Source organism: Zhenpiania hominis (assembly GCF_014333425.1).
In the GTDB taxonomy this organism is placed as follows: domain Bacteria; phylum Bacillota; class Clostridia; order Peptostreptococcales; family Anaerovoracaceae; genus Hominibacterium; species Hominibacterium hominis.
This window is the reverse complement of the sequence record NZ_JACRYT010000002.1, coordinates 210977-235396: the sequence shown is the minus strand read 5'-3', so window position 1 is coordinate 235396 and position 24420 is coordinate 210977. Positions and strand designations below refer to the sequence as shown.

The following is a 24420-nucleotide window of genomic DNA, read 5'->3' as shown; positions in this document are numbered from 1 at the left end:
GCGTCCTGTTCGCGCTAATTCTTTTTTTGTTCGGCGCTGCGAACGATTATATCACCTTTATTTTTGAAGATCGAGTAGGGGCTACAGGTTAGCCCCTACTCGATTTAACGGTGATTGGTTTGCTTTCTTCTGTAAAGGACCGTGCCGGTCAGGGCTATACCGGCTGCCAGCATAATCGCGATCCAAAGGGCGATATTACTGTCATCGCCGGTCCGAGGGCTGTCTGTTGTCCCAGTGTTCGGATTGTTTTTATCGCCGGTCTGGTCGCTGTCGGTTGGGGTATCGGTATCTGATGGTGTTCCCGCTGCAGGAATTTCTACCGCCGCTTTTTCATAACCGCAGACGGTACATTCCTCATGCTTTGAGCCTGTCTCATCTGCTGTGGCTTCTTTGTCCGTCACCCATTTGTAAGTATGGGCGGATTCATTCATTTTATCTCCACAATATACGCATTCGTTCCAATGTCCGGTTCCATCCGATTTCCATTCCGTCCCTGCCTTATGACCGGTCGCCGGGACAGCCGTGATATTGCCTTTGGCGTCGCAGCGTTCACAGTGCTGGTATTTGCTCCCATCTGTTGTACAGGTGGCCGCAGTATCGATTGTCCAATCGGAACTATACTTGTGACCGCCGTAGTAATCCTCACAGATATTGGCCAATACCTCATTCGTGCTGCCGCCTTCCACACCGGACGAAATGGTGCCTGTGCCGGCTGCGGTCAAACCGCTGTTTTTCTCGCTGTCAAAGGAGCAGCCTGCAAATGTGCCTCCCACATAATTGCCGACAAAGCCTCCGGCTTTATAATCCGAAGAGGCGGAAACTACATCTCCCGCCGCATGACTGCTACTGACCTCGGCATTATCGCTTTGCCCGATAAATCCTCCGACATTCGGCTCCCAGCCATCGACAGTGCTGGTAATATCTCCGAAAGCAACGCAGTTATCGAATTTCCCGTACTCCGCATAACCGGCAAAGCCGCCAAGTCTCCAGTCAGAGCCTGTAATCTCCACATCGGCGGCACAATGCTTATAGACGGACCGAGTAGCATCTGAAAAGTCTGCTGCAGTGGTATATCCGACAAAGCCTCCCAGCGCCCACATACCGGAAACCGTTCCGGAAGCTTCACAATTTTCAAAGACAGAGTCACTGCTGTTGCCTATGAATCCGCCGCTGTTGCTGGCTCCTGTGACAGAAATATTTTCAGCTTTACAGTCGGTTGCTTTTACCCCGTCGCCGTATCCGATCATTCCGCCGACGTTGTTAGAGCCATCGGTGCTTTCTATCTCAATATCACCTGAAACAGTTATGTTTTCAAATACGATCTGTTGACCCGGATTGGACGAAGCATATCCTGCAAGAATGCCTGCCCTTAATTCCATAAGTCCTTCTTCATCGGCATAGATGCTGGCATCTGAAATGATCAGATTTTTCGCGCCTACGGTACCCCCGCTGACATTTCGGATGTCCCCAAAGAAACCGGCGGCATTTTTATCCGTTCTCTCATCCACAATAAGCCCACTGATCGTCTTATTGCTCCCATCGATAAAGCCTTCAAACCAGTTGGAGGTAGTTGCTCCACTCGATTCCCATTTATTAATGCCTATAGGGATCCAGCGATGACTGCTCAGATCGATGTTTTCGGTAAGCTCAAAAAACGTCCCCTGGTAGTTGTTTCCCTCACTTACATCCTTTGACAGCTTGGCTAATTGCTCCGCGGTAGCAATCTGATAAGGATCTGCCTCCGTTCCTGTGCCGCCTGCAAAGTCTGCCGCGGCATAGTCCGTCCATGCGGTGTCAGGAACATTGCCCGCCGCAAAAACAGCAGTTGGGGACATACAGAAAACCATGCAGACTGTCAGCAGTACACCCCAAAATTTACGTTTTGTTTTCATGTCTTTAAATCCTTTCGTTAAATATTTTTGCTTATACCTGAACGCGAAAAGGCGTATTCCACCCGCGGTAAATCGGGCAGAATACGCCTTCTGTTTTGTACAGCTTTCAGCTTGACAGGGACAATGGGCAAAGTTATGCTATATTTGCTTGCTTGCTATCAGTGTGCCGATTGCCGCCATTTTTGTCGAGCTCCTTTCTGAACATATTTATACATATATGAATTTAGCATAAACCCGACTGATTTTCAATCTTTTCGCAGTATTTTGAGGAAATAGTCTATTACGAAAAGTAAAGGAGACTGCATGGACATTTCGACCATCTGTAAACTAGTCAGGCCGCCAGGTTAGTGAAGGCCTTTCTGGAAATTCGAATATAGGTTCTGTTTTCAGAGAGCATAAGGAAATTGGAAAAGATAAGAAAAACAGGGTATTTTCGCGCGGAAGATTGTATTCACCACAGAGAGTCGGTATAATAGGGGAAAGGAGGAAGCTCAAATGAAAAAAATACTGCGCCTGCAGAGCGCTCTTTTGAAAGAAATTGACAAGTATGAAAAACTGGTGACGGAACGTTCCCACTTTATTGACTGGGAGCGGGTACATATTGTGAGCTGCGCGAAGCTGGGTTATCTCATGGCTGAAAAACGAGGCGTAGATCCGATTTTGGCCTCCTGCGCCTGCGCGGTTCATGATTATGGGCGAATTATTACGGGAAAGCAAGAGAACCACGCGGAAGCCGGATACCAGCCGGCTATGGAATTTCTGCGCGGAACCGGTCTTTTTGAAGAGGAGGAAATTCAGCAAATCGGAATTGCTGTAAAGAATCACAGTAAAAAAGCGGAAATCGGGAGTCCTTTGGAAGAAATCGTAAAGGATGCGGATGTCCTGGATTTTTATCAATATGGATATGGCTTCGCGAGAGAAGAACAAAAAGTAAGGTTGGAGAAGCTGCTTGGAAAGCGCGTATAGGTAGGTGAGCAAAATGGCGGAACAGCGGATCAAAGAAGAGTATTATAAAACCATCCAAGAGTCAGGATTTTTATGTGGAATTCCGGAGATAGAACAGAAGAATGCGGTACGGCGACTTCAAATTCGTATACGGGAATATAAAGAAGAAGAACTGATATTTTTGGAAGGAGAAGAAATAAAAGAAATCGCGATTCTTCACTCCGGAACCGTGCGAGGAGAAAAATTTCATATGGAGGGCGCGGTAGACCTGATGTATATTTACAAGCATGGAGAAATTTTTGGGGCTGAGGCGCCGGTATCCCGGATGAAGACATCTCCTTTAACCTATATGGCAAATGAAAAGGCGGAAGTGATTTTTATTGATTTTCAAAGCGCGATACAAACGGAGTACGCGTCAGGAATTGCGTTGGGACTTCTGCAAATTCTGGCAGATGACAATATCAAGAAGCTGTATAAAATTGAAGCGCTTTCAAAACGGGGACTTCGGGACAGAATTATGACCTATTTGAAGATTATCAACAACAAAGCTGGTGGTTCAGAATTTTGTATCCACATGGATCGGGAACAGTTTGCCCAGTATTTATGTGTTAACCGGAGCGCGTTGTCATATGAACTGAACCAGATGAAAAGGGAAGGAATTATTGATTTTAAAAAGGATCACTTTCGGATTCTATGAAATTAAAAAAATTTAAAAAAGTTGTTTTGACAACAGACTTTTGGGGCGACATATGGTACTCTTTAGTCATGGTAATAAACAACCATGACTTTTCTTCAAAACATTATAATAATAATTTGCCCGGAAAACAGCGATGAAACCGTACATCGCTGTTTTCTATTTCGTATAAAAGCGCGCTGCTTTGCATATACTAGAACTTCCAGGAGGAGTTGTATGAGAAGCGCGTATAAAGCAGTATGGGGCGTTCTCTGCCTTCTTTTTCTTGCGGTTCCGGCTGTGTCTTCTGCCGAAAGCTATGATGGCAGCCAATTTTTGCTGTCATGGTCGGAGAGCCCCTCACATAGCCAGACGATCACCTGGCACAGCCCTTCTCGCCGGGAAGGCTATGTTCAATATAATAAAAGCGGGGATGAATTGTCGGGACAACATCAGGTGAAAGCGGAGATTACAGATGTGGGAGAAACCGGATATTATCGTTACGAAGCTGTTTTAAAGGGATTGAGTCACAACACAACATACGATTATCGGGTTGGAAATGGGGCAGAATGGAGTCAGATCCGTACCTTTACGACTGCGCCGGACCCTGAAACATGGGAGGAAAAGAGTGAAACCTCCTTTGACTTTCTATATTTAGGAGATGTTCAGTACCGGAACAGGAACCGGGACTATGGGGAATGGGGCAAACTGCTGCAGGATATTCGGGAGAGGAATCCGGGAATCGCTTTCGCTCTGATTGGAGGAGATATGGTAAATTCCAGCAGAAAGATGAAGGACTGGAATTTGTTCCTCGACAATGCTTCCTCAGTATTTTCCTATATTCCTATGATGCCGGCTATTGGTAATCATGAAACTTCCGTAAAGGCGGATCCATACCTGCAGATGCTGGCGCTTCCGGAAAACGGGCCGCAGGATCTGGAAGAAGAATTTTACTCCTTTGACTATGGAAACTGCCATATTATTGTATTAAACACTTGCTTTTTGCTGGATAATCGAAAAGCTTCCATGGCGGAAGAATGGGACGAAAAGCTTCATGAGATCCGGATCTGGATGGAAGAGGATTTAAGGAAAAGCAATGCCAAATGGAAGCTTGCCGTTCTTCATCACCCGCCTTACGGGATCTCAAACGGAGACTCGGTTTACGAATGGATCCGTCAGGAATGGGAACCGATTCTGGAAAAAGGAGAGATTGATCTGGCTCTTTGCGGTCACCAGCACATTTATATGAGAACGAAAGAGATCGGTGGAATTACTTATGTAATCGGCAATTCCGGGAAGCGGCGCAGCACTTATTATAACGGCGAAAACGCTCCGGCCTATACGAAAGCGCTGGATGCGGTAAACAGCAATTACCAGATTATTCGGGTGGAAAAGGATCGGCTTTCCCTTCTTTCCTATGATGAAAAAGGGCAGATTATCGATCGGTGGTCAAAAGAGAAACACGAAAAAGGAATATTGAAAGGAGCGATTGCCGGGCTTATTTTTGCTCCTGTGATGATTGCCGGCATCGCCGCGGCGGTACGCCGGAAAAAACGGCCTTAAATCTGGCCGAATTTTCTGGTTGCGGACAGATAACGGGCAAGCGCGCCCATATTTGCGTAATAATAAGAAAAACGATCTACTTTTTTGACTTGAATCAGGCTGGAATCGATCAGCTTTTTCAGGTGCTGAGAAATGGTAGCCTGTGAATAATCAAAAGCAGCGACCACATCTTTGTTGCACACATCGGTCCGTTCCCGGTTGCACTGCATAATAAATCGGTAAATATTGATGCGGGCAGGATGCGCTAGCGCATCCGAAACTTTTGCAATGAGCAGGACTTCATCATCCTGAATACTGTCAGATTCTTTTCTTAGTCTCATCTAAACTCCTCCCAAAAAATACACTGCTCATTTACAATACACTTTTTTGTAGGAATTTGTCAAGAAATTTGGTAAAAAAATGAAAAATAAAGGCCCCTGCAGGCAAGGACCCTTCTTTTCTACTCTACGCTAAAACCAGATTCACATTGGCGGATTCAAATTCCGCGGCCAGTTCCGCGTTAAGATTCCGATCCGTGATGACAAGATCGATGGCGGTAATCGGGCATATGTGGGCGAGAACATCCCGCCCGAACTTGCTGTGATCCACCACCAGAATGACTTCCTTTGCCTTTTCCACCACTTTTTTGCGAACCAGAGCCTCTTCAATATTGTAATCAGACAGTCCCCTCTCCAGCGTCAGACCGCCTCCGCCGATAATGGCCTTGCTGATCTGAAAATTTTCCAGTTCAAACATCGTAAGGGCTCCGGAAACGGACCCTTCCCCATGCCGTACCTTTCCACCGATTACATAGATATCAAAATCCGTGTCCATCAGCTCGTTAACAACATGGATGGAGTTGGTAATTACGGTAAGATTCCGTTTTTCCTTCAGAGCTTTGGCAACCTGCAGCGTGGTTGTTCCGACTTCCAGCAGGATCGAATCGCCATCTTTAATAAAGTCCGCGCATTTTCTGGCGATTTCCGCTTTTTCCGCGAGATTGCGGGAAAGCCGATCCGATGTAGCCGGTTCTTTGGCTTCCGGAGCCATAAGGGTCGCTCCTCCATAGATTTTCTTTATAATTCCTTCTTTCTCCAGATGATTCAGATCCCGCCTTGCCGTTTCGATGGAAATATCAAATAGTGAAACGATCTGGTCGATTTTGATAATTTCATGCTCCTGCAGGTATTCGATCAGTTTATTGTAACGTTCTTGTGGAAGCATAGCTGTCCCCTCCTTTTGCGTCCTTACAGTATAACAGAAAAAAAGAAATATGACAATATTATTACTAACTTTTGAAGAAAAAATAAAAAAGTTGCAAAAAAGTGTTTACAAAAATGCAAAGATATAGTAATATTGCATTGTAAGTTGGTAAACAATTAGTCAATAAAATATTCAGGAGGTAATGTGATGAAAGTATTTTGTTTAGGTGGCGCGGGAAGAATCTGCAGAGAATCTACGTTAGATCTGGTGCAGCATACGGATTTTGAGAGAATAACAGTTGCGGACTATGATGAAAAAGCGGGAAGAGAGGTTGTTGAATGGCTGAATGACCCGAGAGTAGATTTTGTAAAAGTGGATGTCAACGATCACGACGCGACCGTAAAGCAAATGAAAGGTTACGACATTGTAATGGATGGAACGACCATCGCGCTAAACGGTAAGACGACCGCCTGTATCGCTGAGGCAGGATGCCACGGCGTAAACCTGAACGGATTTGGTGAAGAAAATCAGTACGCGGATATTTTTAAAGAAAAAGGAAAGACCTGCGTGCCGGGATTCGGAATGACTCCGGGAACGACTCAGATGATGGCAATGCACGGAGCCAACCAGCTGGATACCGTGGAAATCGTAAGAGTCAGCCACGGCGCGTATCGTCCGTTCGCGTTTTCAAAGGCGATTACCGCGACTACAACATATGAATACGATCCGAATCTGCCGACTCGTACCGTATTTGAAGACGGAAAGTTCATCCAGGTTCCGCCGTTCGCAAGACCGAGAGATATCGCGCTTCCGGAACCTTACGGAACGCATCCGCAGTACATCATTCCTCATTCCGAGACTGTGACTCTGGCGGAAGCTCTGAAAGATAAAGGCGTCAGACTCATCGAGACAAGAGGAACCTGGCCGCAGAAGAACATGCAGCTTGTCCGGGCGCTGTATGACTGGGGAATCCTGAGAAATGACAAGATCATGATTAACGGAAAAGAAATCGGTGTTATGGACTGTGTTGCCGAATATCTCCTGAACAGCAAAGAAGGAACGGAGACCGAGCTTTACGGATACGCCCTTCATATTGAAGTGGTAGGCACGAAAAACGGAAAGAAAATGCAGCACATCCTGACTCATACACATCCGAAATCTGACGGCTCCGTTCCGGGCTGGGAAAAGCTGAGAGCCTACACCAGGAATGTGGGAATCCCGATGGCCGTCGCGGTTAAACTGATTGCGGAAGGCAAGGTGAAAGACACCGGACTTCTGATTCCGGAGTATGCCTTTGACCCGCAGGATGTATTTGACGAACTGGCTAAGAGAGAAATCTACATCCACGAAGAGATCAACGAACTGGACGACTAATTCAGATATAAAAGGGCAGGGAGAAAGAAATCTCTGCCCCGCCATGCGTATTGTTGCGGGCGGACATCCGTCCGGAGTGCTGGGTGATTATCTGCATGGAAATAAACAGACCCAGTCCGGAATGAGGGGAAGGAGTTCTTCTTTCAGACAAGTGCGGCAGGAAATGGAAATTTCCTGCCCCATTGGCGTATGGCGGATGGAATTGTTAATTAAGTTGGAAACTACCTGCTGTATACGGTAGGGATCTACAATTAAAATGGCGTTTTCCGCAATCTCAGCGGATACCACCGCCCGGTGCCCGGACTGGGCGATGTGGAACTCTCCCTGATTCAGGAGATCGGTGAATACTTCCACGGCGGAATGTTCGTAAAATCGGTATTCCAGGCTCTGGGAAGTGACGCGGGAGGCCTGTGCCAGATCATCCACCAGCGTTGTAAGCATCATGGCTTTGGCTCTGTGACAGGGCGGGAGAAGATCCCGATGATTTCCTTATTTTTTTCCACCGTATTGACATAGTCAAAAAAGCGTTCCGGCATCTTGTACAGCTGTTTGTCCGTAACGCCGATCAGATTCGCGATGGTTGGACTCACATATTCAAACTCCTGACGTTTGTAGTCGTACAGAAACATGGAATCCGAGGAATTTTCCACAAGCAGGCGAAACCGGGTGGACTGGCGGATATCCATAAAGCGGAGCTTTTTAAAATAAATGATAATGAGGGTCAGGATCAGGATGTTGACCGTAAACAGACCGATAAAATAGGTCGCTACAGCGAGGGCGGTATCCTGGAGGGTGAATCCGAAGTGGTTGATGAAAATGCCCCATATAATGATAAAAAAGCTTGCCATCCGCTTTTCCGGCAGATTCTGGGTCCAGGAATATGAAATAAACATGCATCCCGCGCCGATCAGCATTCCGGAGCAGTAGATAACATTGGGAATCAGGGCGACGCTGCGGATCAAAGGAAACTGCGGATAGGCGAGAATCAGGACAGCGGAAAAAAGGGTCGCCCGCAAAAGCCAGCGGGGCGGTTTGAGCTGAAAAAAATGGTAGGTTCCCAGCAGAAAGAGGCAGGAGCCGGCAAGCGCCGCCAGCTGCCGGAGCATGATATAATAACCGTTATGGAACTGGATCTGAAAATTTACAAAATCCAGGAGAAACATCCCCGAATAAATCAGCCAGGAAATTCCCCAGAACCACATAAAGTTTTTTCCGCTCTGGCGCGATAAAATCAGAAAAATGATGCTCAGCATCAAGGTTGTCACCGTTGATGCCAGCATGGGATAGCTGGTAACAAGATACATAAGGTCCGCTCCTTTGAGACGTTTGTGAGGCGTTTGAAAGTTTTCTGCTTTTATGATAAATTAAAGAAAGCCTAATGTAAAGAAGACTGATTGATAATCAAGGGATTATTGTGACGGCCATGGCGGCGTTATGCGGAATGCTGGTTGTAATTTTTCCCATGGTTCAGGAAGAAGCGGCGATTCTTACCGGAATCTTTTTTACCGGATTCGCGCTCTATGGAATCAACGGGATTCTCTGGCTCTACGCGCTTGATCAGGGGGGAAGGGTGTTTGCGGGCAGTGTTGCCGGCATCCTTAACGGATTCGCGTATCTGGGGGCCTTTCTGGAGAATCTTCTCTTCCACACGGTTATGAACATTTTTTCAGGAACCATGGCGGTATTCTTCGTCATGGAAGTCTTTTGCATCTGTATGGTGATCTGCGGAATGGTGGTCTGCAAAAAGAATACGGTGGTCATTCCGGAAGTTCGGGAATAAGCGCGCGAACAGAAGTATAAGTTTCCTTAAAGAATTTAGTCAGAATATTGAAAATCTAAAAGAGGCGAATTAACATAAAGGCATCAGAAACAGGAGGGATGCTTTATGGCTTTTATTCTCGGAATGGATACCGGCGGAACGTATACCGACGGCGTCGTAATCGATTCTGCCAGACGGAACATTATATGCAAGGCAAAAGCACTGACGACGCGGGAGGATCTGACGCGGGGGATGAAAACCTGTATGGAACATCTGGACTTTGACAGGATGGAGGAAATTTCGCAGGTCTCCCTATCCACAACCCTGGCGACAAACGCCATTGTGGAAGGCCGCGGCGCCCGTGTGGGGCTTATTTACATGGGAGCGGAACTGGAAGATAAAGTTCCGGCGGAGCTGGAAGTGAAGGTAAAGGGGCGTTTCGATATTATGGGAAGGCTGCAGGAGGATCTGGATCAGGATGAAATTCGAAACGCTCTGCTGCAGATGAAGGGCCGTGTGGAAGCCATAGCTGTTTCCGGCTATGCCAGTGTGCGAAACCCCAAACATGAAAAGGAAGTCGGGCGCATGGCGCAGGAACTTTTGGACGTACCGGTTGTCTGCGCCCATCAGCTGACTTCGGCTCTGGGATTTCACCACAGGACGGTTACCGCGGTGCTGAACGGAAGGCTGATTCCGATTATCCGTCAACTGCTGCGATCCACAAAAGAAGTTCTGCGGGAAAAGAATATCCACGCCCAGCTGCTGGTGGTAAAAGGAGACGGCACGCTGATGACAGAAGCCGTGGCAAAAGAGCGTCCCATTGAAACCATTTTATCGGGACCCGCGGCCAGCGTGATTGGGAGCCTTGCCCTGACCGGAAGAAAGGAAGGCATCGTTTTGGATATGGGTGGGACGACAACCGATATTGCCCATGTCTCGGACGGTACGGTAAAGATTAAAAAGGAAGGGGCGAAGGTAGGAGGCTGGTTTACAAGGGTACAGGCGGCAGAAATGTGTACCTTTGGTCTGGGAGGCGATAGCCGTATTTACCTGGATGAGAAGGGACGCCTTCAGATCGGTCCGCAGAAAGTCTGGCCTCTGTGCCTGATTGGAGCGGAATATCCGCATCTTGTACGGGAGTTGAAAAGCTTTACCAGAGTCGGAGAGTACAAGCGATATTTTGCGCAGGAAGCGGACTGTTTTCTGCCGGGAAGTAACCCGCTTCCCGCGGGAGCATCCGAATGGGAGCAGAGGATTGCGGATATGCTGCGGGAAGGGCCCCATAGTCTGACCTATCTGGCAAGGCAGTTGGGAGTGGACGCGGAAACGCTGGAACTGACGCCGCTGGTGGAATCCGGCGTACTGTCCCGTATCTCAGTGACTCCTACGGATCTGCTTCACGCGCAGGGGACCTATACCAGGTGGAACCGGGACGCGGCCCTGGCAGGGATCCGAATTTTGGCAAAGAGAAAGGAAATGCCGATATCGAAATTTTTATCCGCGGCGGCAGGGCGGATTACCGAAACCGTCGAGCTCCTTATCAGCGAAGACGGCGGTCAGTATATTCTGAGCGCGCCCTGGCAGCGGATGGTCTGTGAGAGCCGGGAGGAAGCCGTGTTTTACGCGATTCATGAAGGCAGGAAGCATATTGAGCACCTTCTTCGGGATGCCGGATGCCGCACCTGGACGATTCGTGAAACCTCTTCGGACATTCTGGCGGATGTGGCGGCTGAGGACGGAACCGCGCAAACAGCCTGTATGGGCACAAAGCTTGTCATAAGCGGAACCGGCTCCCCTCTGTAGCGAGGCAATACCGGTTACAGGGGCAGCGTCCGCGGATCAAAGTCTTCCAGCGATTTCAGATATTGACTGCACAGGGGAATAATTTTTTCCTCATTAATTCCCTCACTGGTATCATAGACGCCGATGACATAGTAGCCGGCAGAACTGGCTGTGGTAATCGCGTGGAGCGCGTCTTCAAAAACGATAGTGCTTTCTTTGGTGCTCTCCATCTGATCCGCTGCGCGGTCATAAACGTCCGGATGATCCTTTCCGGCGCCTACATCGCCGCAGGTGACAATGTGGGAAAAGTAAGGGAGGATCTGCAGGCGATCCAGCACCATAATTACAATTTCTCTCGGGGAAGAAGTGGCGACTGCCATTTCGACCCCTTTTTCTTTCAACAGATTTAAAAGGGGCAAAACTCCAGGCTTCAGCCTGACATTGGTACGATATTCGTGCTTTACAACACGGTTAAATCCCTGGAGAATTTCTTTGGTGGACTGCTGCAGCCCATATTCTTCCCGGAACAGCTGAGCGGCCTGCTCAAGACTTAAAGGTCGCAGCTGTTCCCGCAGATTGGGAGCGGGCATTTTTCCGCAGCTTTTGAGATAGGTTTCTCCCGCGATATCCCAGATGTACATGGAATCGGTCAGGGTGCCGTCCATATCAAAGATGGCGGCTTTTACTTCATGAATTTCTTTTCGCAAGGTATTTCTCCTGTTTCTTCTTTTTTCTGGATTTGGACATGGACTGTCGGCGGTCATGTCTGATACGCCTTATTATACCCCGAAACCGGTCTTGTGTCAGGCGGGGAAGAAAATAAAATCTTACTTCTGAAAAATCAGAATATTTCTTTAACTTATCTTTAACATTCCTTATACAAAGCTATAGGTTATCTTGAGGCAGCCTTTAATCCCATGCTTTATAGTAAAAGCATAAACAAAGTCAATGAAAGATGGAAATACCATTTAAAGGAGGAAGAATTATGTATAACAGAACTTACACAGGAAAAATCGAGTTAGCGGTACTGGACACTGCGGGTACATTCTGCGACGGTCCTAGGGATCTGAGACACAGATGGCCGAAAGATGACCTGAGAGGATGTAAGGCTTCGGTTGTACCGTTTTATGAAGCTCTGCAGCAGTTCGGAATCGAATGTGACTGGGCAGAAATCAGAAAGCCGATGGGAGCGTTCAAGCCGACTCATCTGAGAATGCTTTTAAATCTGCCGGAAATCTCCGCCCAGTGGGAAGAAAAATACGGACGTCCGTGGAATGAAGATGATTTCGACGCAGTTCTGGCAGCATTCCGTCCTTTAATGAGTAAATACATAGTGGACGAGGACCTGGCAAAACCGATTCCGGGGGCGGTAGAATGTATTGACAAGCTGAGAGCGGCAGGAATCCTGGTAGGATGCGATACCGGATACTACGCGGAAGACTCGGCGGCGCTGAACAAACTGCTGGAAGAGAAATTCGGCATGAAGTTTGACGTAGTAACCAACGCGGAAAAAGTTCCGGGAAGACCGGCTCCGTTCATGGTATTCGACTGTATGCTGCAGGCATATGAAATCACTAAGAAGGAAATTCCGGTAGAAGCCGTTGTAAAAATTGACGATACCGCGCCGGGAATGAAATGCGGAAACAACGCGGGTGTATGGACCATCGGACTTTATGCTTCCGGTTCCAATAATTATGACCAGCTGGCAGCCGCAAAACCTGATTTCTTAGTACCAGACGTATCTTTATGTTCCGGAAATTATCTTCGGACAGATCGAGCCAAGACTCAGAAGAGGGGAAAGACCGGGACAGGGCATCATTGAGACAATTTAAGTCCGGCTGGCAAAAGGGCACTCCCGCACTTCACTCAGGGAGTGCCCTGATTTTATGAGACAGAAAATACGTGTCAACAAGTAAAAAGGAGGGGCGTTATGAGTGAGAAACCAAACAATGGAATGCTCGGCTATACACAAGAAGAGTATAAGAAGTTTTCAAAGAACGCCTGGATCGTACTGCTGGCTTTCTCCGTTCTGTACTGTTTTCTGTACTGCGGCAGACTGAATCTGCAGTATACAATGCCCGCCATGATGGAAGAGGAAGGGTGGACAGAACTGGATCTGGGAATCCTTTCATCGGTACTGTTCTGGACCTATGGAATCGGCCATCTGTTTAACGGAAGGCTGGGTGAAATTTTCGGTGTAAACCGGTTTATTGTCGCGGGGATGTTTTTGTCCGCGGCGGCGAATCTGCTGATCGGATTCCAGTCCAGTCTGGTTGTAATCGCGGTTTTATGGGGATTTAACGGATATTTTCAGTCCATGCTGTGGTCGCCGGGAATCGCGCTGCTTTCCAGATGGTGGCCGGGAGAAAAGCGCGGATTTGCCACAGGATTCGCCAATGCCTTTTCCGGTTTCGGTCAGGTATTCGCGGCGCTGACCGTATCGCTGGCGTTTATCATTATGCCAAACAGCGGCTGGAAAGCGGGATTTATCGTACCGGTTGTCATTATGGTTATTTTCGCCATTATCTATATTTTCCTGGCAAAAGACAGCCCGAAAAAGATTGGTCTGAAAGAATACGTGGATCCGGACGCGAAACGCCATGAGCAGGATCTCGAACTGCAGAAGTTGATCGCGGAGAGGGGAAAGCTGTTCCCGTATATCTATCTGTTTAAAAAATGGAGATTTGATCTGTGGCTGCTGATTATCGCCGGCTCCAGTATCGCGAGATACGGACTTCTGACCTGGATTCCGACCTATTATGTGCAGGAATTTAACTACGATATTGAAAAAGGCGCGTTGGGCACGGTACTGCTGCCTCTGGGAATGGCCTTCGGGACGCTGATTATTCCGTGGATTTCCGACAAGTTTTTCTCAACCAACCGGCTGCCGATGGTGATTATCTGCGCGGTGGTCTCCGGCGCGACGGTATTCTTCTTTATGAAAGTGGAACCGGGAGCATTGGCGGGAGCGCTTTTGTTTGTTGCTGGATTTTTCATCTATGCTATTAACGGTCTGGTATGGGCCTATGCGACGGATGTAGGCGGAAGAGCCTTCGCGGGAACCGCGGCCGGTATTTTAGACTGCTTCGCTTACCTGGGAGCTTCCGTACAAGCGATTTTCTTCGGAAGCGTACTTACCAACAGCAGCAACTGGACGTTAGTATTTACAGCCATCGCGGGAGTGTGCGTCGCCATTATCATAATTGCCATTATCGCGGGATGGGGACTGAATCAGGAGAAAAAAGAAGAAAAAGCCGCTTAGTTAACATGGATCTAACATAGATGTCCTATAATGATAAAATTACAAAAAAGAATTGCTCGAAAAGGAGGAGAAAAATGGAATATCCGAAAGTAAAAAGAAATGTATTGCTCAATCCCGGTCCGGCTACGACCACGGATACGGTAAAATATGCGCAGGTGGTTCCGGATATCTGCCCGAGAGAAAAGGAATTCGGCGCGATTATGAAACAGATGGGAGAAGATCTGGTAAAGATCGTCCACGGCGATCTGGATAAATACACAGCGGTGCTGTTTACCGGCTCCGGTACCATTAATATTGACGCTTGTGTCAACTCCCTGGTTCCGGAGGGGAAGAAAATTCTGGTTTTGAATAATGGCGCTTATTCGGGAAGAGCGGCGGAAGTCGCCCGCTATTATCACATGGATCACATCAATCTGGAACTGCCGATTACAGAACCCATTGATGTGGCAAAGGCGGAAGAAGCCATCAAATCCGATCCGGATATCGCGGTTGTATACTGCTGCCACCATGAAACCGGCACCGGCGTGCTGAATCCGATTCGGGAGATTGGAGCGGTCGCCCACAAATATGGAAAAACCATGGTTGTCGATACGACTTCGACATACGCCATGATTCCCATCGATATGGATAAGGATAATCTGGACTTTATTATGGCTTCCGCGCAGAAGGGGCTGATGTCCATGACAGGACTTTCCTATGTAATCGGAAATACGGAGATGATCGAAGCTTCTAAAGACTACCCGACCAGATCCTATTATACGAACCTGTTCATGCAGTATGACTTTATTAAGAATAAAGGCGAAATGCACTTTACGCCTCCGGTACAGACCATCTACGCTACCCGCCAGGCAATCAAAGAGTATTGGGAAGTCGGCGAGCAGGCCAAATGGGAACGGCATCAGACCGTGTGGAAAGCGCTGTATGAAGGGCTTGACAGACTGGGATTCCAGACGATTATTCCAAGAGAGCTGCAGTCCAGACTGGTAATTTCCGTTCTGTATCCGAAGGATCCGAATTTCGATTTTACAAAGATTCACGACTATGTCTATGAAAGAGGATTTACCATTTATCCGGGAAAGGTTTCTGACCTTCCGACCTTCCGGCTGTGTTCGCTGGGGACCATTGTACCTAAGGATATTGAAGACTTCTTCGAATGTTTTGAAGAAGGCCTGAAGTCCATGGGAGTACAGATCCCTGTCAAGTATTAGTGACATTTTAAACACTCAAAGAAAAGGAGCTTGCCCGGCAGACTGCTGACATCTGCCGGAGCAAGCTCCTTTTCCTTTCAGCCGGATACCAGTTTATATCCGACGCCCCTTACTGTATGGATGTATCGGGGCTTTTCCGGATTTGGCTCGATTTTTTTTCTGAGATTGCTGATATGAACCATGACGGTGCGCACATCCTCGTCAATCCCGTAGGAGTCCCAAAGATTATCGAAGATCTGGCGGCTTGTAAACACCCGGTTCGGATATCGGGAGAGAAGAACCAGAAGTTCAAATTCTTTTGCTGTAAGGTGTACAGGTTTTCCTCCGACTGTGACGGTATGAGCGGAAAGATCGATTTCCAGATCGCCGGCCGTCAGAATGTTCTGCGGCGCCGGGGCGTCGGGAGCACCGGAGTGGCTCATATTCTGTCGGCGGAGGTGTGCCTTTACCCGGGCAACCAGTTCGGCCGGGCTGAAGGGTTTGGAGATATAATCATCTCCGCCGATGGAAAGACCCAGTACCTTATCCATCTCCTGATTCTTGCAGCTGACGAAAAGAATGGGGACATCGCTCTGCTCACGGCTTTTCGTCCTGAGCAAGGGCGACGGCCTTTGTGCTGTCGGTCGTCCAGACGACTTCATAGCCTTCTCTGGATAAGTAGAGCTTCATAAGCTGAATAATTTCCATTTCATTGTCGACTACCATGATCTTGTCTTGTGCCATGATGCACCTTCCTGTTATCCTACTATTTTACCTTCAAAATTATTCCATTGCAAGACTTGTGAATTTGAAATATGTCGCTTTTAAAATACATGTTTTTTCCGTCATGTGAGGACCTGTCCAAAATCCGCTCAAAACATTGACAATTCGGCATCCGCGGCTTATAATAGTACGATATGACATGGGTCGAAAGGAGATTAACCAAATGACAGAAGAAATACTGTTAACCAAAGAAGGCTACGATAAAATTGTAGAGGAGCACGAGGAGCTTGTTGCCGTCAGAAGGGCAGAGGTAGCGGAAAAATTAAAAGAAGCGATCGCGCAGGGCGATATATCGGAGAATGCCGACTATGACGCCGCTAAAAACGAGCAGGCGGAGCTGGAAGAGCGTATTCAAAAGCTGGAGAACATGATTCGTAAAGCCAAGATTATTGATGAAAGCGAGCTGGCAGGGGATCAGGTAACGGTAGGACTGACTGTAAAAGTTCAGGATATGGACACAAAGGAAGAAGAGGAATTTACCATTGTAGGCTCTACAGAGGCGGACCCGTTTGAAGGAAGAATCTCCAATGAATCGCTGGTAGGTCAGGCGCTGCTGGGAAAAAAGGCAGGGGAAGAAGTTGCGGTAGAAGTTCCGGACGGAATTATCAACTATAAAATAATCGAAATCAGCAAGTAAGAAACCAGAGGTAGTAAGAATGAGTGAACAGAAGAAAAACCAGAATGTAAATCCGGACACGGAAGAGCTGACAGAAGAAGGATTGAGTGAACAGCGCAGAATCCGGAGAGAAAAGCTGAAAAATCTGCAGGAAGCGGGAAGGAATCCCTATTTGATTGAAAAGTGGGATGTCAACGCTTACAGCCAGGACATTAAAGACCGGTTTGAAGAAATGGACGGAAAGGAAGTTTCCATTGCCGGAAGAATGATGGCCAAAAGAGGCATGGGAAAGGCATCCTTCATTGATATCCAGGATTCCAAAGGCAGAATTCAGTGCCATGTAAAAAAAGATGTTCTGGGAGAGGAAGAATATAAATGGTTTAAAACTTCCGATATCGGAGATCTGTTCGGTATCGTGGGAAAGGTGTTCCAGACCCAGCGGGGCGAAATTACAGTGGAAGTTTCCAAAATGGTGCTTCTTTCCAAGTCCCTGCAGGTGCTCCCCAATAAGTGGCACGGCCTGAAGGATACGGATATCCGTTACAGACAGCGTTATGTGGACCTGATTATGAATCAGGATGTAAAGGATACCTTCATCAAGCGGGCGGCCATTATCAAGGAAATCAAGCGGGTTCTGGAGGAAGACTTCGGTTACCTGGAAGTGGATACGCCAATCTTGACAACGATTGCGGGCGGCGCCAACGCCCGTCCATTTGAGACACACCATAATACGCTGGATCTGGATATGAAGCTGCGTATTTCCAATGAATTGTACCTGAAGAGGCTGGTTGTGGGAGGCCTCGACCGGGTTTATGAAATGGGTAAAATGTTCCGTAATGAAGGGATGGATCGGAATCATAACCCGGAATTTACATCCATGGAATGCTACATGGCCTATGAGGATATGGAGAAAACCATGGAAGTTACGGAACAGGTCGTTTCCAAAGCCGCGCTTAAGGCCACCGGCAGCATGGTGATCGAATATCAGGGAAAGAAGTTCGACCTGACGCCGCCGTGGAGAAGACTGAGAATGAGCGACGCGGTGAAAGAGATTACCGGCGTGGACTTTGATCAGATTCAGACGGACGAGGAAGCGAGAACCGCAGCCATCGGCCAGGGAATGGATAAGGATGAAGTGCAGGAGATGACCAGAGGTAAGATCCTGGCGGAAATGTTCGAGGAATATTGCGAAGATGTTCCGGGATATCTGGACGGTCCGGTTTTCGTAGTGGGACATCCGGTGGAAATTTCTCCGCTGGCAAAGCGGGATCCGGAAGATCCGAGAATCACCAGAAGATTCGAAGCGTATATCAACGGCTGGGAAATTGCCAACGCTTTCTCCGAGCTGAACGACCCGATTGACCAGTACGAACGGTTTAAAGAGCAGCAGGCGCAGCTCGACGACGGTTCGGATGATGAGGCGCATCCGATGGACGAGGATTTTGTAAACGCGCTGGAAGTCGGACTGCCGCCGACGGGAGGTCTGGGAATCGGCATCGACCGCGTAATCATGCTGATTACCAACGCTCCGAGCATTCGGGATATTATCCTCTTCCCGACAATGAAGCCGCTGGACAGTGATTCCAAAAAGGCGAAAAAGCCGGCAGCCGCGGCTCCGGAAAAAATTGATTTTTCCAATGTGGAAATTGAACCGCTCTTTGAAGATATGGTGGACTTCGACACATTCAGCAAGTCGGATTTCCGGGCGGTTAAGATCAAGGAATGTGAAGCGGTTCCCAAGAGCAAAAAGCTGCTGAAATTCGTTCTGGATGACGGAACGGATGAGGATCGCGTAATTCTCAGCGGAATCCACGATTATTACGAGCCGGAAGAGCTGGTAGGAAAGACTGCGATTGCCATTGTCAACCTGCCGCCGCGCAAGATGATGGGAATTGATTCCTGCGGCATGCTGATCAGCGCCGTACATCACGAAAAGGGAGAGGAAAGACTGCATCTTCTGATGGTGGACGATCACATTCCGGCCGGCGCCAAGCTGTACTAAGATGTAACGTTTTGGATGTCAAAACTCAGAGATAAAAAATCGCATAATGAACAGAAAAAAGGCAGCCCAAGTATCAAAGTGGCTGCCTTTTCCGTATAAGTGGTTGCTTATTTCGTAATAATACTCCAGTATCCGGTCTTTTTTGAGCCAATACGCTCAATGGCACTTTTATCTTTCAGGGATTTAATTGCTCGATCAATAGTACGAGCAGAAATATCAAGTATTTCAATCAGGTCTGATCTCGTAGCCGTAGGATTAGCTGCAATCGCGTTGTATACAAGCAATTCGTTTTTATCAAAATTTATTTCGCCATTTATTTCGCCATCTGCGTTGTTATTTTGTATCGTAGCATTGAGCATAAAGGCATTATCACTGTATTCCGGTGCGGGAAGTCCGGCCCCCTCCATTTCCTTAAACATACGATCAACACCTTCACCAAACTCTTTTACATAATCATATTCCTGCAGGAAACGAGCGATTTTTGGATTGCGAGAAAAATGTACGGTGCGGATATTGCTTAAACGCACAATGCCGGGGAGAGTACCGGGACTCTCTACGGTAATATGATCGTCGAACATTTTTATCTGAATATCGGTTCCTTTAATGCTGTAATCACGGTGGGCGATGGCGTTGATGATGATCTCTTTCCAAACAAACTCAGGGTATTCCGGAGTGGTGTGAAATCTGCCATCGTTGCCGAGCCGTGTGCGTTCCTTGATTTGATCGCCTACAAAATTGAGGGACTGGCGTACTATATCAAGGATTTTACTTACAGTATTCGGCAACAAAATTCATATCAATATCATCTAACGTAGAGCGGAACACAGGCTCATCTTCAAAATAGCGGGAGCCTTTGGCATACATAAGCTGTAAGCGTTCATCAAAGTTTAGCTTCTTTGATTTGTCGCCCATTCGATAATAAACGTCATCCTGCTGATTGGCGTGTAACTCAGAACTTTGGGGAATCGTTATAATTAAAAGATGATTTGGTTTCCCGTCTTTATCCTTGCATTCAACTGTTCCGAACATTACTTTTACCGAAGGAGTGCAGTAATCAAAAGGGACACGGAGTATATCGTTGATATTGTTGGTATATGTGTCAATACCCGTTATGTCTCCATTGTCTTCAATGCCGATGACGAGTGTACCGCCATCTGCATTGGCAAAGGCCACGATATGATTGGATAATCCTTTAGCGTCTTTTCTTGCGCTTTTGCGGTCAAAGACCTGATCCTCTTTTTTCGTACATAATTCTTCAAGCGAGTATTTCATATATAAACAGCTCCATTCTGTCACTTTATTTCAAAAACTGGTTATGGTATTCTTGATAACGGAAACGATAACCCTACGCAATCTGCTGAATATCATACCCAATTTCGATATATTCTAATATTGTATCATTCTTTTTATATAAGTAAATGCTGTTGCTCTGGTTTTCTCATGAAAATCAGTTGAAAAAACAGGCGCAAAGTGATACCATAAAATGAACTGTAAAAGTATACAAAAATTCCCGGCTGTAACAGCCGGATAAAAATAAAAGGGAGAGTGAACTATGAAGGATATACAGGTACGTTCCCTATTCCGGGAACCAGACAAGTATGCGGACCAGGAAATTACGGTTCATGGCTGGATTCGGACCAACAGAGGATCGAACAAATTCGGATTTATTGAACTGAATGACGGGACATTTTTCAAATCCGTGCAGGTGGTTTATGAAGCCGAATTTTTGAATAATTTTGAGGAAATTTCAAAGGCGCCGATCGCGGCGGCATTGATGGTAAAAGGGACATTTGTTCTGACTCCGCAGGCAAAACAGCCTTTTGAAATCAAGGCAAAGGAAGTTGTAATCGAGGCGGACTCTGATTCGGATTATCCCCTCCAGAAAAAACGCCACAGTATGGAGTTTCTGCGGGAAATTGCCCATCTTCGTCCGAGGAGCAATACGTTTTCAGCAGTATTCCGGGTGCGCTCCCTGGCAGCCTACGCAATCCATAAATTCTTCCAGGAACGGGATTTCGTATATGTGCATACGCCGATTGTAACCGGAAGCGACTGCGAAGGGGCGGGAGAAATGTTCCGTATCACAACCCTGGATATGGAAAACCTCCCGAAAACAGAAGATGGCAAAATTGATTACAGCCAGGACTTTTTCGGAAAGGAAACGAGCCTGACCGTGAGCGGACAGCTGGAAGCGGAAACTTTTGCCCTGGCCTTCCGCAACGTCTACACCTTCGGACCGACCTTCCGCGCGGAAAATTCCAATACCGCGAGACACGCGTCCGAATTCTGGATGATTGAGCCGGAAGTGGCCTTCGCGGATCTTTCCGACAATATGGATCTGGCGGAAGATATGATCAAATATATTATCCGCTACGTTCTGGAGCATGCTCCGGAGGAGATGGAATTTTTCGGCAAGTTCATGGATAAAGGTCTGCTGGAGCGGCTGACCGCCCTTGTGAACGCGGAATTCGCCCGTGTCACCTACACCGAAGCCGTAGAACTTTTAAAGAAATCCGGTAAGAAATTTGAGTACCCGGTGGAATGGGGGATTGATCTGCAGACGGAGCATGAACGTTATCTGACCGAGGAGATTTATAAAAAGCCGGTCTTTGTAACGGACTATCCGAAAGACATCAAGGCCTTTTACATGCGCCTCAACGACGATGGAAAAACGGTCGCGGCATGTGATCTGTTAGTTCCGGGGGTAGGCGAGATTATCGGCGGTAGCCAGAGAGAAGAACGCTACGACGTGCTGAAATCCAGAATGGATGAGCTGAGTTTGGATGAGAAGGACTATTGGTGGTATATGGATCTCCGCAAATACGGAGGCGTGAAACACGCGGGCTATGGTCTCGGCTTTGAGCGAATCATTATGTACCTGACCGGAATCAGCAACATCCGCGACGTTCTCCCATTCCCGAGGACGCCGAAAACGGCTGAATTTTAAATAGAAAAACGGGCTAAGCTGCCATGCTTTCTGCGGGCAGCTTTTTTCGTGGAAAAAACGATGCTGCTATAAAAGAAAAAATCCCTTTGACAAACGACGCGAGTAGCAGTACAATAATTAGCGTAGCAATAATTAGAAAGACAATGATATTTCGAAAATCAAATTCTATCGGAAAGGAAATGGTGTTCAGAAGCTATGAGCGCCGGAATAGGGAGAATGAAGACAGAACAGACAAAGAGGATGGATGCAAACGTCGATAGCCGCCTTTTTAACGATATTATGTCGGTACAGATCCTGTTTCATAAAATGCTGTTTCACAGACTAAAGCCTTCCGGACTGACTGCGGGACAGCCTAAAATACTGGAATTCCTGGCGGCGAGGGGAGAGGCAGTGCAGCGGGAGATCGCCAGTGCCAGCGACATCGGAGCCCCCACGGCAGCCAGGATTTTATCGAAAATGGAAGCTTCCGGACTGATACAGAGGGCCCACAGAGAAGGAAATCGGCGCAGCGTCGTAGTAGAGCTTACTTCCAAAGGACAGGAGCAGTCTCGGCTGGTGCGGGAGACCTTTGCCCGGTGCGAATCAATCGCGATTCGAGGATTGGAGGACAGAGATCGGATTTTGAGCCTCCTGGGGAAGGTGGAAGAAAATCTCAGAACGCCAGACGGAGAGGATGTCGAAGAAGAACGCGGCTCAGAGGCTACGAAAAAATTTCCCTTTCAGAAAAGCCTGCACTATAGACTGATGATCTGCCAGACGTTGCTGCGAAAGCGGCTGTATGAGGAACTTGCGGATACAAAGCTTACAACCGGTCAGCCTAAGGTTCTGGAATTTCTCGCTGGCAGAGAAGGCTGCCAGCAAAAGGAAATCGCTCAGGCGTGCCTGATAGAGCCGGCTACGGTTACAAGCCTGCTGCTTCATATGGAACAGGCCGGTCTGGTTGTACGCAGAGAAGAAAACGGAAACCGTCGGTCGCTGTTTGTATATCTGACGGATGAAGGCAGAGCGATGGCAGCCCGATCCAAAGAGGGCGTCCAGCGCGTGATAAACGGTGCTTTCGCGGGAATAGAAGACAGGCAGGAGGAAGCGGCCGCGGATCTGAGGCAAATGTATGAGAACTTAAAGGAGCGAGCAGAACGATAATTTGGAGGAATTATGTCAAAAAAAGAAGTCTTAAAACGTTATTTCATTTTTTTAATCGGTATCTATATTAATTCGTTTGGGATCAGCTTTATTACAAAAGCGGCTCTCGGCACGTCTCCTATTTCCAGTGTGCCTTATGTCCTGAGCCTTGGATTCTGGCCGACGATGGGGGAATTCACGATTGCCCTCAGCCTGTTGCTGATTCTGCTGCAAATTGCGCTTTTGGGAAAAAAGTTTAAAAAGGCCAGCCTGCTGCAGATTCCGGTGTCTATCGTGTTCGGATACTTTATCGACTGGTCCATGCTGCTTTTGGAATGGGTGAATCCCCAGGAATATCTGATGAAAATTTTATTTCTTTTGATCGGATGTGTGATTCTGGGATTCGGCGTGTTCCTCGAAGTCGCGGCGGATGTGGTTATGCTTCCGGGGGAAGCCTTTGTACAGGCGGTCACCATTCGTTTCCGGACCGATTTCGGAATCACGAAGGTATGTTTTGACGCTTCCATGGCAGGAAGCGCGCTGGTCATTTCTCTTATTTTATTCCACGGGGTAATCGGGGTTCGGGAAGGGACGATTGTCGCGGCGCTGACCGTGGGACTGATTGCCAAACTTTTCGGAAAGGCATTGAAAAAACCGACTGCCAAGCTTCTTCCGGCACAGGTGCGGGAAGCGGTTCCTGAATATGAAGAGACCGGTACGCCGCATCGGATTATTACCATTGGAAGGGAGTTCGGAAGCGGCGGCAGAGAAGTGGGAAAACTGGTGGCGGAAAAGCTGGGAATTGCCTATTATGACAGTGAGGTAATACGGCGCGCTGCCGAGGAAAGCGATTATTCCGAACAGTATATCCGGAATAATGAGGAAAAGCTTCCGGACGCGCGTCTCTATGATCTGTACACGCAGTACTACTCCTATGGAGCTGAGGAAAAGCCCAAGTATGAAGCATTGTTTCAGGTGGAACAGAAGGTTATGAAAGAACTGGCGGAAAAAAATTCCTGCGTTATTGTGGGAAGAGCTTCCGGCTATGTGTTCCGGAAATATAAAACCGCGCTGCATGTGTTTATCAGCGCGGGAATGCAGCATAAAATCGATCGGGTTGTCCGGCGGGACGGACTGGATCCGAAAGAAGCGGAGAAAAAAATTAAAAAGGTGGCGATCGAGCGTAAAAACCACTGTAAATACTTTACCGGAAGAGACTGGGGGATGGCGGAAAATTACGATCTGGCGCTGCGGACAGACGCTTTTTCTGTGGAGGATGTAGCAGACACCATTATTAAAATGTCAGACAAAAAACTGCGGGCACAGTAGGA

General features: G+C 47.6%; 24 protein-coding genes. 14 read left to right on the top strand and 10 right to left on the bottom strand.

What is annotated here, in order from left to right; all coding sequences use genetic code 11:
* Positions 1 to 104: 104 nt before the first annotated feature.
* The gene (locus H9L42_RS03940; RefSeq protein ID WP_187302100.1) at positions 105 to 1892 is read right to left on the bottom strand and encodes a GLUG motif-containing protein; all 1788 of its coding nucleotides are present in this window, start codon (positions 1890 to 1892) and stop codon (positions 105 to 107) included.
* Between the two features lie 495 nt (positions 1893 to 2387).
* On the opposite strand from H9L42_RS03940, the gene H9L42_RS03935 reads away from it, so the two are divergent.
* The 3 genes from H9L42_RS03935 to H9L42_RS03925 all read left to right on the top strand — a co-directional run bounded on the left by H9L42_RS03935 (position 2388) and on the right by H9L42_RS03925 (position 5073).
* Positions 2388 to 2858: an HD domain-containing protein gene (locus H9L42_RS03935; protein WP_187302099.1), complete on the top strand. Its 471-nt coding sequence runs from the start codon at positions 2388 to 2390 to the stop codon at positions 2856 to 2858.
* A gap of 13 nt (positions 2859 to 2871) precedes the next feature.
* Positions 2872 to 3534: a Crp/Fnr family transcriptional regulator gene (locus H9L42_RS03930; protein ID WP_187302098.1), complete on the top strand. Its 663-nt coding sequence runs from the start codon at positions 2872 to 2874 to the stop codon at positions 3532 to 3534.
* A gap of 213 nt (positions 3535 to 3747) precedes the next feature.
* On the top strand, positions 3748 to 5073 hold the full coding sequence (locus tag H9L42_RS03925) for a purple acid phosphatase family protein (protein ID WP_187302097.1): 1326 nt from the start codon (positions 3748 to 3750) through the stop codon (positions 5071 to 5073).
* Here H9L42_RS03925 and H9L42_RS03920 read toward each other — a convergent pair.
* Together H9L42_RS03920 and H9L42_RS03915 are read right to left on the bottom strand one after the other, a co-directional pair.
* Positions 5070 to 5393 carry an ArsR/SmtB family transcription factor gene (locus H9L42_RS03920; protein ID WP_187302096.1) on the bottom strand — a complete coding sequence of 108 codons (324 nt, stop codon included), beginning with the start codon at positions 5391 to 5393 and terminating at the stop codon, positions 5070 to 5072. The two genes, H9L42_RS03925 and H9L42_RS03920, sit on opposite strands and share 4 nt — an antisense overlap.
* Positions 5394 to 5517: 124 nt before the next feature.
* Positions 5518 to 6276, bottom strand: a complete 759-nt coding sequence (locus H9L42_RS03915) for a DeoR/GlpR family DNA-binding transcription regulator (RefSeq protein ID WP_187302095.1) — start codon at positions 6274 to 6276, stop codon at positions 5518 to 5520.
* Positions 6277 to 6462: 186 nt separating this feature from the next.
* Between H9L42_RS03915 and H9L42_RS03910 the strand changes: the two genes are divergently transcribed.
* Complete coding sequence (locus H9L42_RS03910; RefSeq protein WP_187302094.1) at positions 6463 to 7629, top strand: saccharopine dehydrogenase family protein; 1167 nt, start codon at positions 6463 to 6465, stop codon at positions 7627 to 7629.
* 87 nt (positions 7630 to 7716) lie between these two features.
* On the opposite strand, the gene H9L42_RS03905 is transcribed toward H9L42_RS03910, so the two are convergent.
* Together H9L42_RS03905 and H9L42_RS03900 are read right to left on the bottom strand one after the other, a co-directional pair.
* Positions 7717 to 8073 carry a sensor histidine kinase family protein gene (locus H9L42_RS03905; protein ID WP_187302093.1) on the bottom strand — a complete coding sequence of 119 codons (357 nt, stop codon included), beginning with the start codon at positions 8071 to 8073 and terminating at the stop codon, positions 7717 to 7719.
* A complete protein-coding gene (locus H9L42_RS03900) occupies positions 8070 to 8933 on the bottom strand; it encodes a PAS domain-containing protein (RefSeq protein WP_187302092.1) in 864 nt (287 codons plus the stop codon). The genes H9L42_RS03905 and H9L42_RS03900 overlap by 4 nt, the downstream gene beginning before the upstream one ends.
* A 137-nt stretch (positions 8934 to 9070) precedes the next feature.
* Here H9L42_RS03900 and H9L42_RS03895 point away from each other — a divergent pair, with 137 nt between their 5' ends.
* Both H9L42_RS03895 and H9L42_RS03890 read left to right on the top strand, forming a co-directional pair.
* The gene (locus H9L42_RS03895; protein ID WP_187302091.1) at positions 9071 to 9409 is read left to right on the top strand and encodes an MFS transporter; all 339 of its coding nucleotides are present in this window, start codon (positions 9071 to 9073) and stop codon (positions 9407 to 9409) included.
* Between the two features lie 105 nt (positions 9410 to 9514).
* Positions 9515 to 11191, top strand: a complete 1677-nt coding sequence (locus tag H9L42_RS03890) for a hydantoinase/oxoprolinase family protein (protein WP_187302090.1) — start codon at positions 9515 to 9517, stop codon at positions 11189 to 11191.
* Positions 11192 to 11205: 14 nt separating this feature from the next.
* Here the strand turns inward: H9L42_RS03890 and H9L42_RS03885 are convergent, their stop codons facing one another.
* Positions 11206 to 11877 (bottom strand): HAD family hydrolase, encoded by a 672-nt coding sequence (locus tag H9L42_RS03885; protein WP_187302089.1) that lies wholly within the window; start codon positions 11875 to 11877, stop codon positions 11206 to 11208.
* Between the two features lie 278 nt (positions 11878 to 12155).
* Here H9L42_RS03885 and H9L42_RS03880 point away from each other — a divergent pair, with 278 nt between their 5' ends.
* From H9L42_RS03880 to H9L42_RS03870, 3 genes are all read left to right on the top strand, one after another.
* Positions 12156 to 12992: an HAD hydrolase-like protein gene (locus tag H9L42_RS03880; RefSeq protein WP_187302088.1), complete on the top strand. Its 837-nt coding sequence runs from the start codon at positions 12156 to 12158 to the stop codon at positions 12990 to 12992.
* 108 nt (positions 12993 to 13100) lie between these two features.
* Positions 13101 to 14432 carry an MFS transporter gene (locus tag H9L42_RS03875; protein ID WP_187302087.1) on the top strand — a complete coding sequence of 444 codons (1332 nt, stop codon included), beginning with the start codon at positions 13101 to 13103 and terminating at the stop codon, positions 14430 to 14432.
* A 74-nt stretch (positions 14433 to 14506) separates the two neighbouring features.
* A complete protein-coding gene (locus H9L42_RS03870; protein ID WP_187302086.1) occupies positions 14507 to 15640 on the top strand; it encodes a 2-aminoethylphosphonate aminotransferase in 1134 nt (377 codons plus the stop codon).
* Between the two features lie 77 nt (positions 15641 to 15717).
* Here H9L42_RS03870 and H9L42_RS03865 read toward each other — a convergent pair whose 3' ends face one another.
* Together H9L42_RS03865 and H9L42_RS16945 are read right to left on the bottom strand one after the other, a co-directional pair.
* On the bottom strand, positions 15718 to 16239 hold the full coding sequence (locus H9L42_RS03865) for a response regulator transcription factor (protein WP_243235640.1): 522 nt from the start codon (positions 16237 to 16239) through the stop codon (positions 15718 to 15720).
* Entirely contained in the window at positions 16217 to 16363 is a 147-nt protein-coding gene (locus tag H9L42_RS16945) for a response regulator transcription factor (RefSeq protein ID WP_243235639.1), read from the bottom strand. Before H9L42_RS16945 ends, H9L42_RS03865 begins: the two co-directional genes overlap by 23 nt.
* 202 nt (positions 16364 to 16565) lie before the next feature.
* On the opposite strand from H9L42_RS16945, the gene greA reads away from it, so the two are divergent.
* Together greA and lysS are read left to right on the top strand one after the other, a co-directional pair.
* Positions 16566 to 17039, top strand: coding sequence for a transcription elongation factor GreA (gene greA, locus H9L42_RS03860; protein ID WP_187302085.1), 474 nt, complete (start codon positions 16566 to 16568; stop codon positions 17037 to 17039).
* 19 nt (positions 17040 to 17058) lie between these two features.
* A complete protein-coding gene (gene lysS / locus H9L42_RS03855) occupies positions 17059 to 19020 on the top strand; it encodes a lysine--tRNA ligase (RefSeq protein ID WP_187302084.1) in 1962 nt (653 codons plus the stop codon).
* A 107-nt stretch (positions 19021 to 19127) separates the two neighbouring features.
* Here the strand turns inward: lysS and H9L42_RS16810 are convergent, their stop codons facing one another.
* Both H9L42_RS16810 and H9L42_RS16805 read right to left on the bottom strand, forming a co-directional pair.
* Complete coding sequence (locus H9L42_RS16810) at positions 19128 to 19805, bottom strand: ATP-binding protein (protein ID WP_207734913.1); 678 nt, start codon at positions 19803 to 19805, stop codon at positions 19128 to 19130.
* Positions 19786 to 20292 (bottom strand): AlbA family DNA-binding domain-containing protein, encoded by a 507-nt coding sequence (locus H9L42_RS16805; protein WP_207734912.1) that lies wholly within the window; start codon positions 20290 to 20292, stop codon positions 19786 to 19788. The genes H9L42_RS16810 and H9L42_RS16805 overlap by 20 nt, the downstream gene beginning before the upstream one ends.
* 280 nt (positions 20293 to 20572) lie before the next feature.
* Here H9L42_RS16805 and asnS point away from each other — a divergent pair, with 280 nt between their 5' ends.
* From asnS to H9L42_RS03835, 3 genes are all read left to right on the top strand, one after another.
* Positions 20573 to 21967, top strand: coding sequence for an asparagine--tRNA ligase (asnS, locus tag H9L42_RS03845; protein WP_187302083.1), 1395 nt, complete (start codon positions 20573 to 20575; stop codon positions 21965 to 21967).
* A gap of 216 nt (positions 21968 to 22183) precedes the next feature.
* The gene (locus H9L42_RS03840) at positions 22184 to 23110 is read left to right on the top strand and encodes a MarR family winged helix-turn-helix transcriptional regulator (RefSeq protein ID WP_187302082.1); all 927 of its coding nucleotides are present in this window, start codon (positions 22184 to 22186) and stop codon (positions 23108 to 23110) included.
* A 12-nt stretch (positions 23111 to 23122) separates the two neighbouring features.
* Entirely contained in the window at positions 23123 to 24418 is a 1296-nt protein-coding gene (locus H9L42_RS03835) for a cytidylate kinase family protein (RefSeq protein WP_187302081.1), read from the top strand.
* Positions 24419 to 24420: the final 2 nt, after the last annotated feature.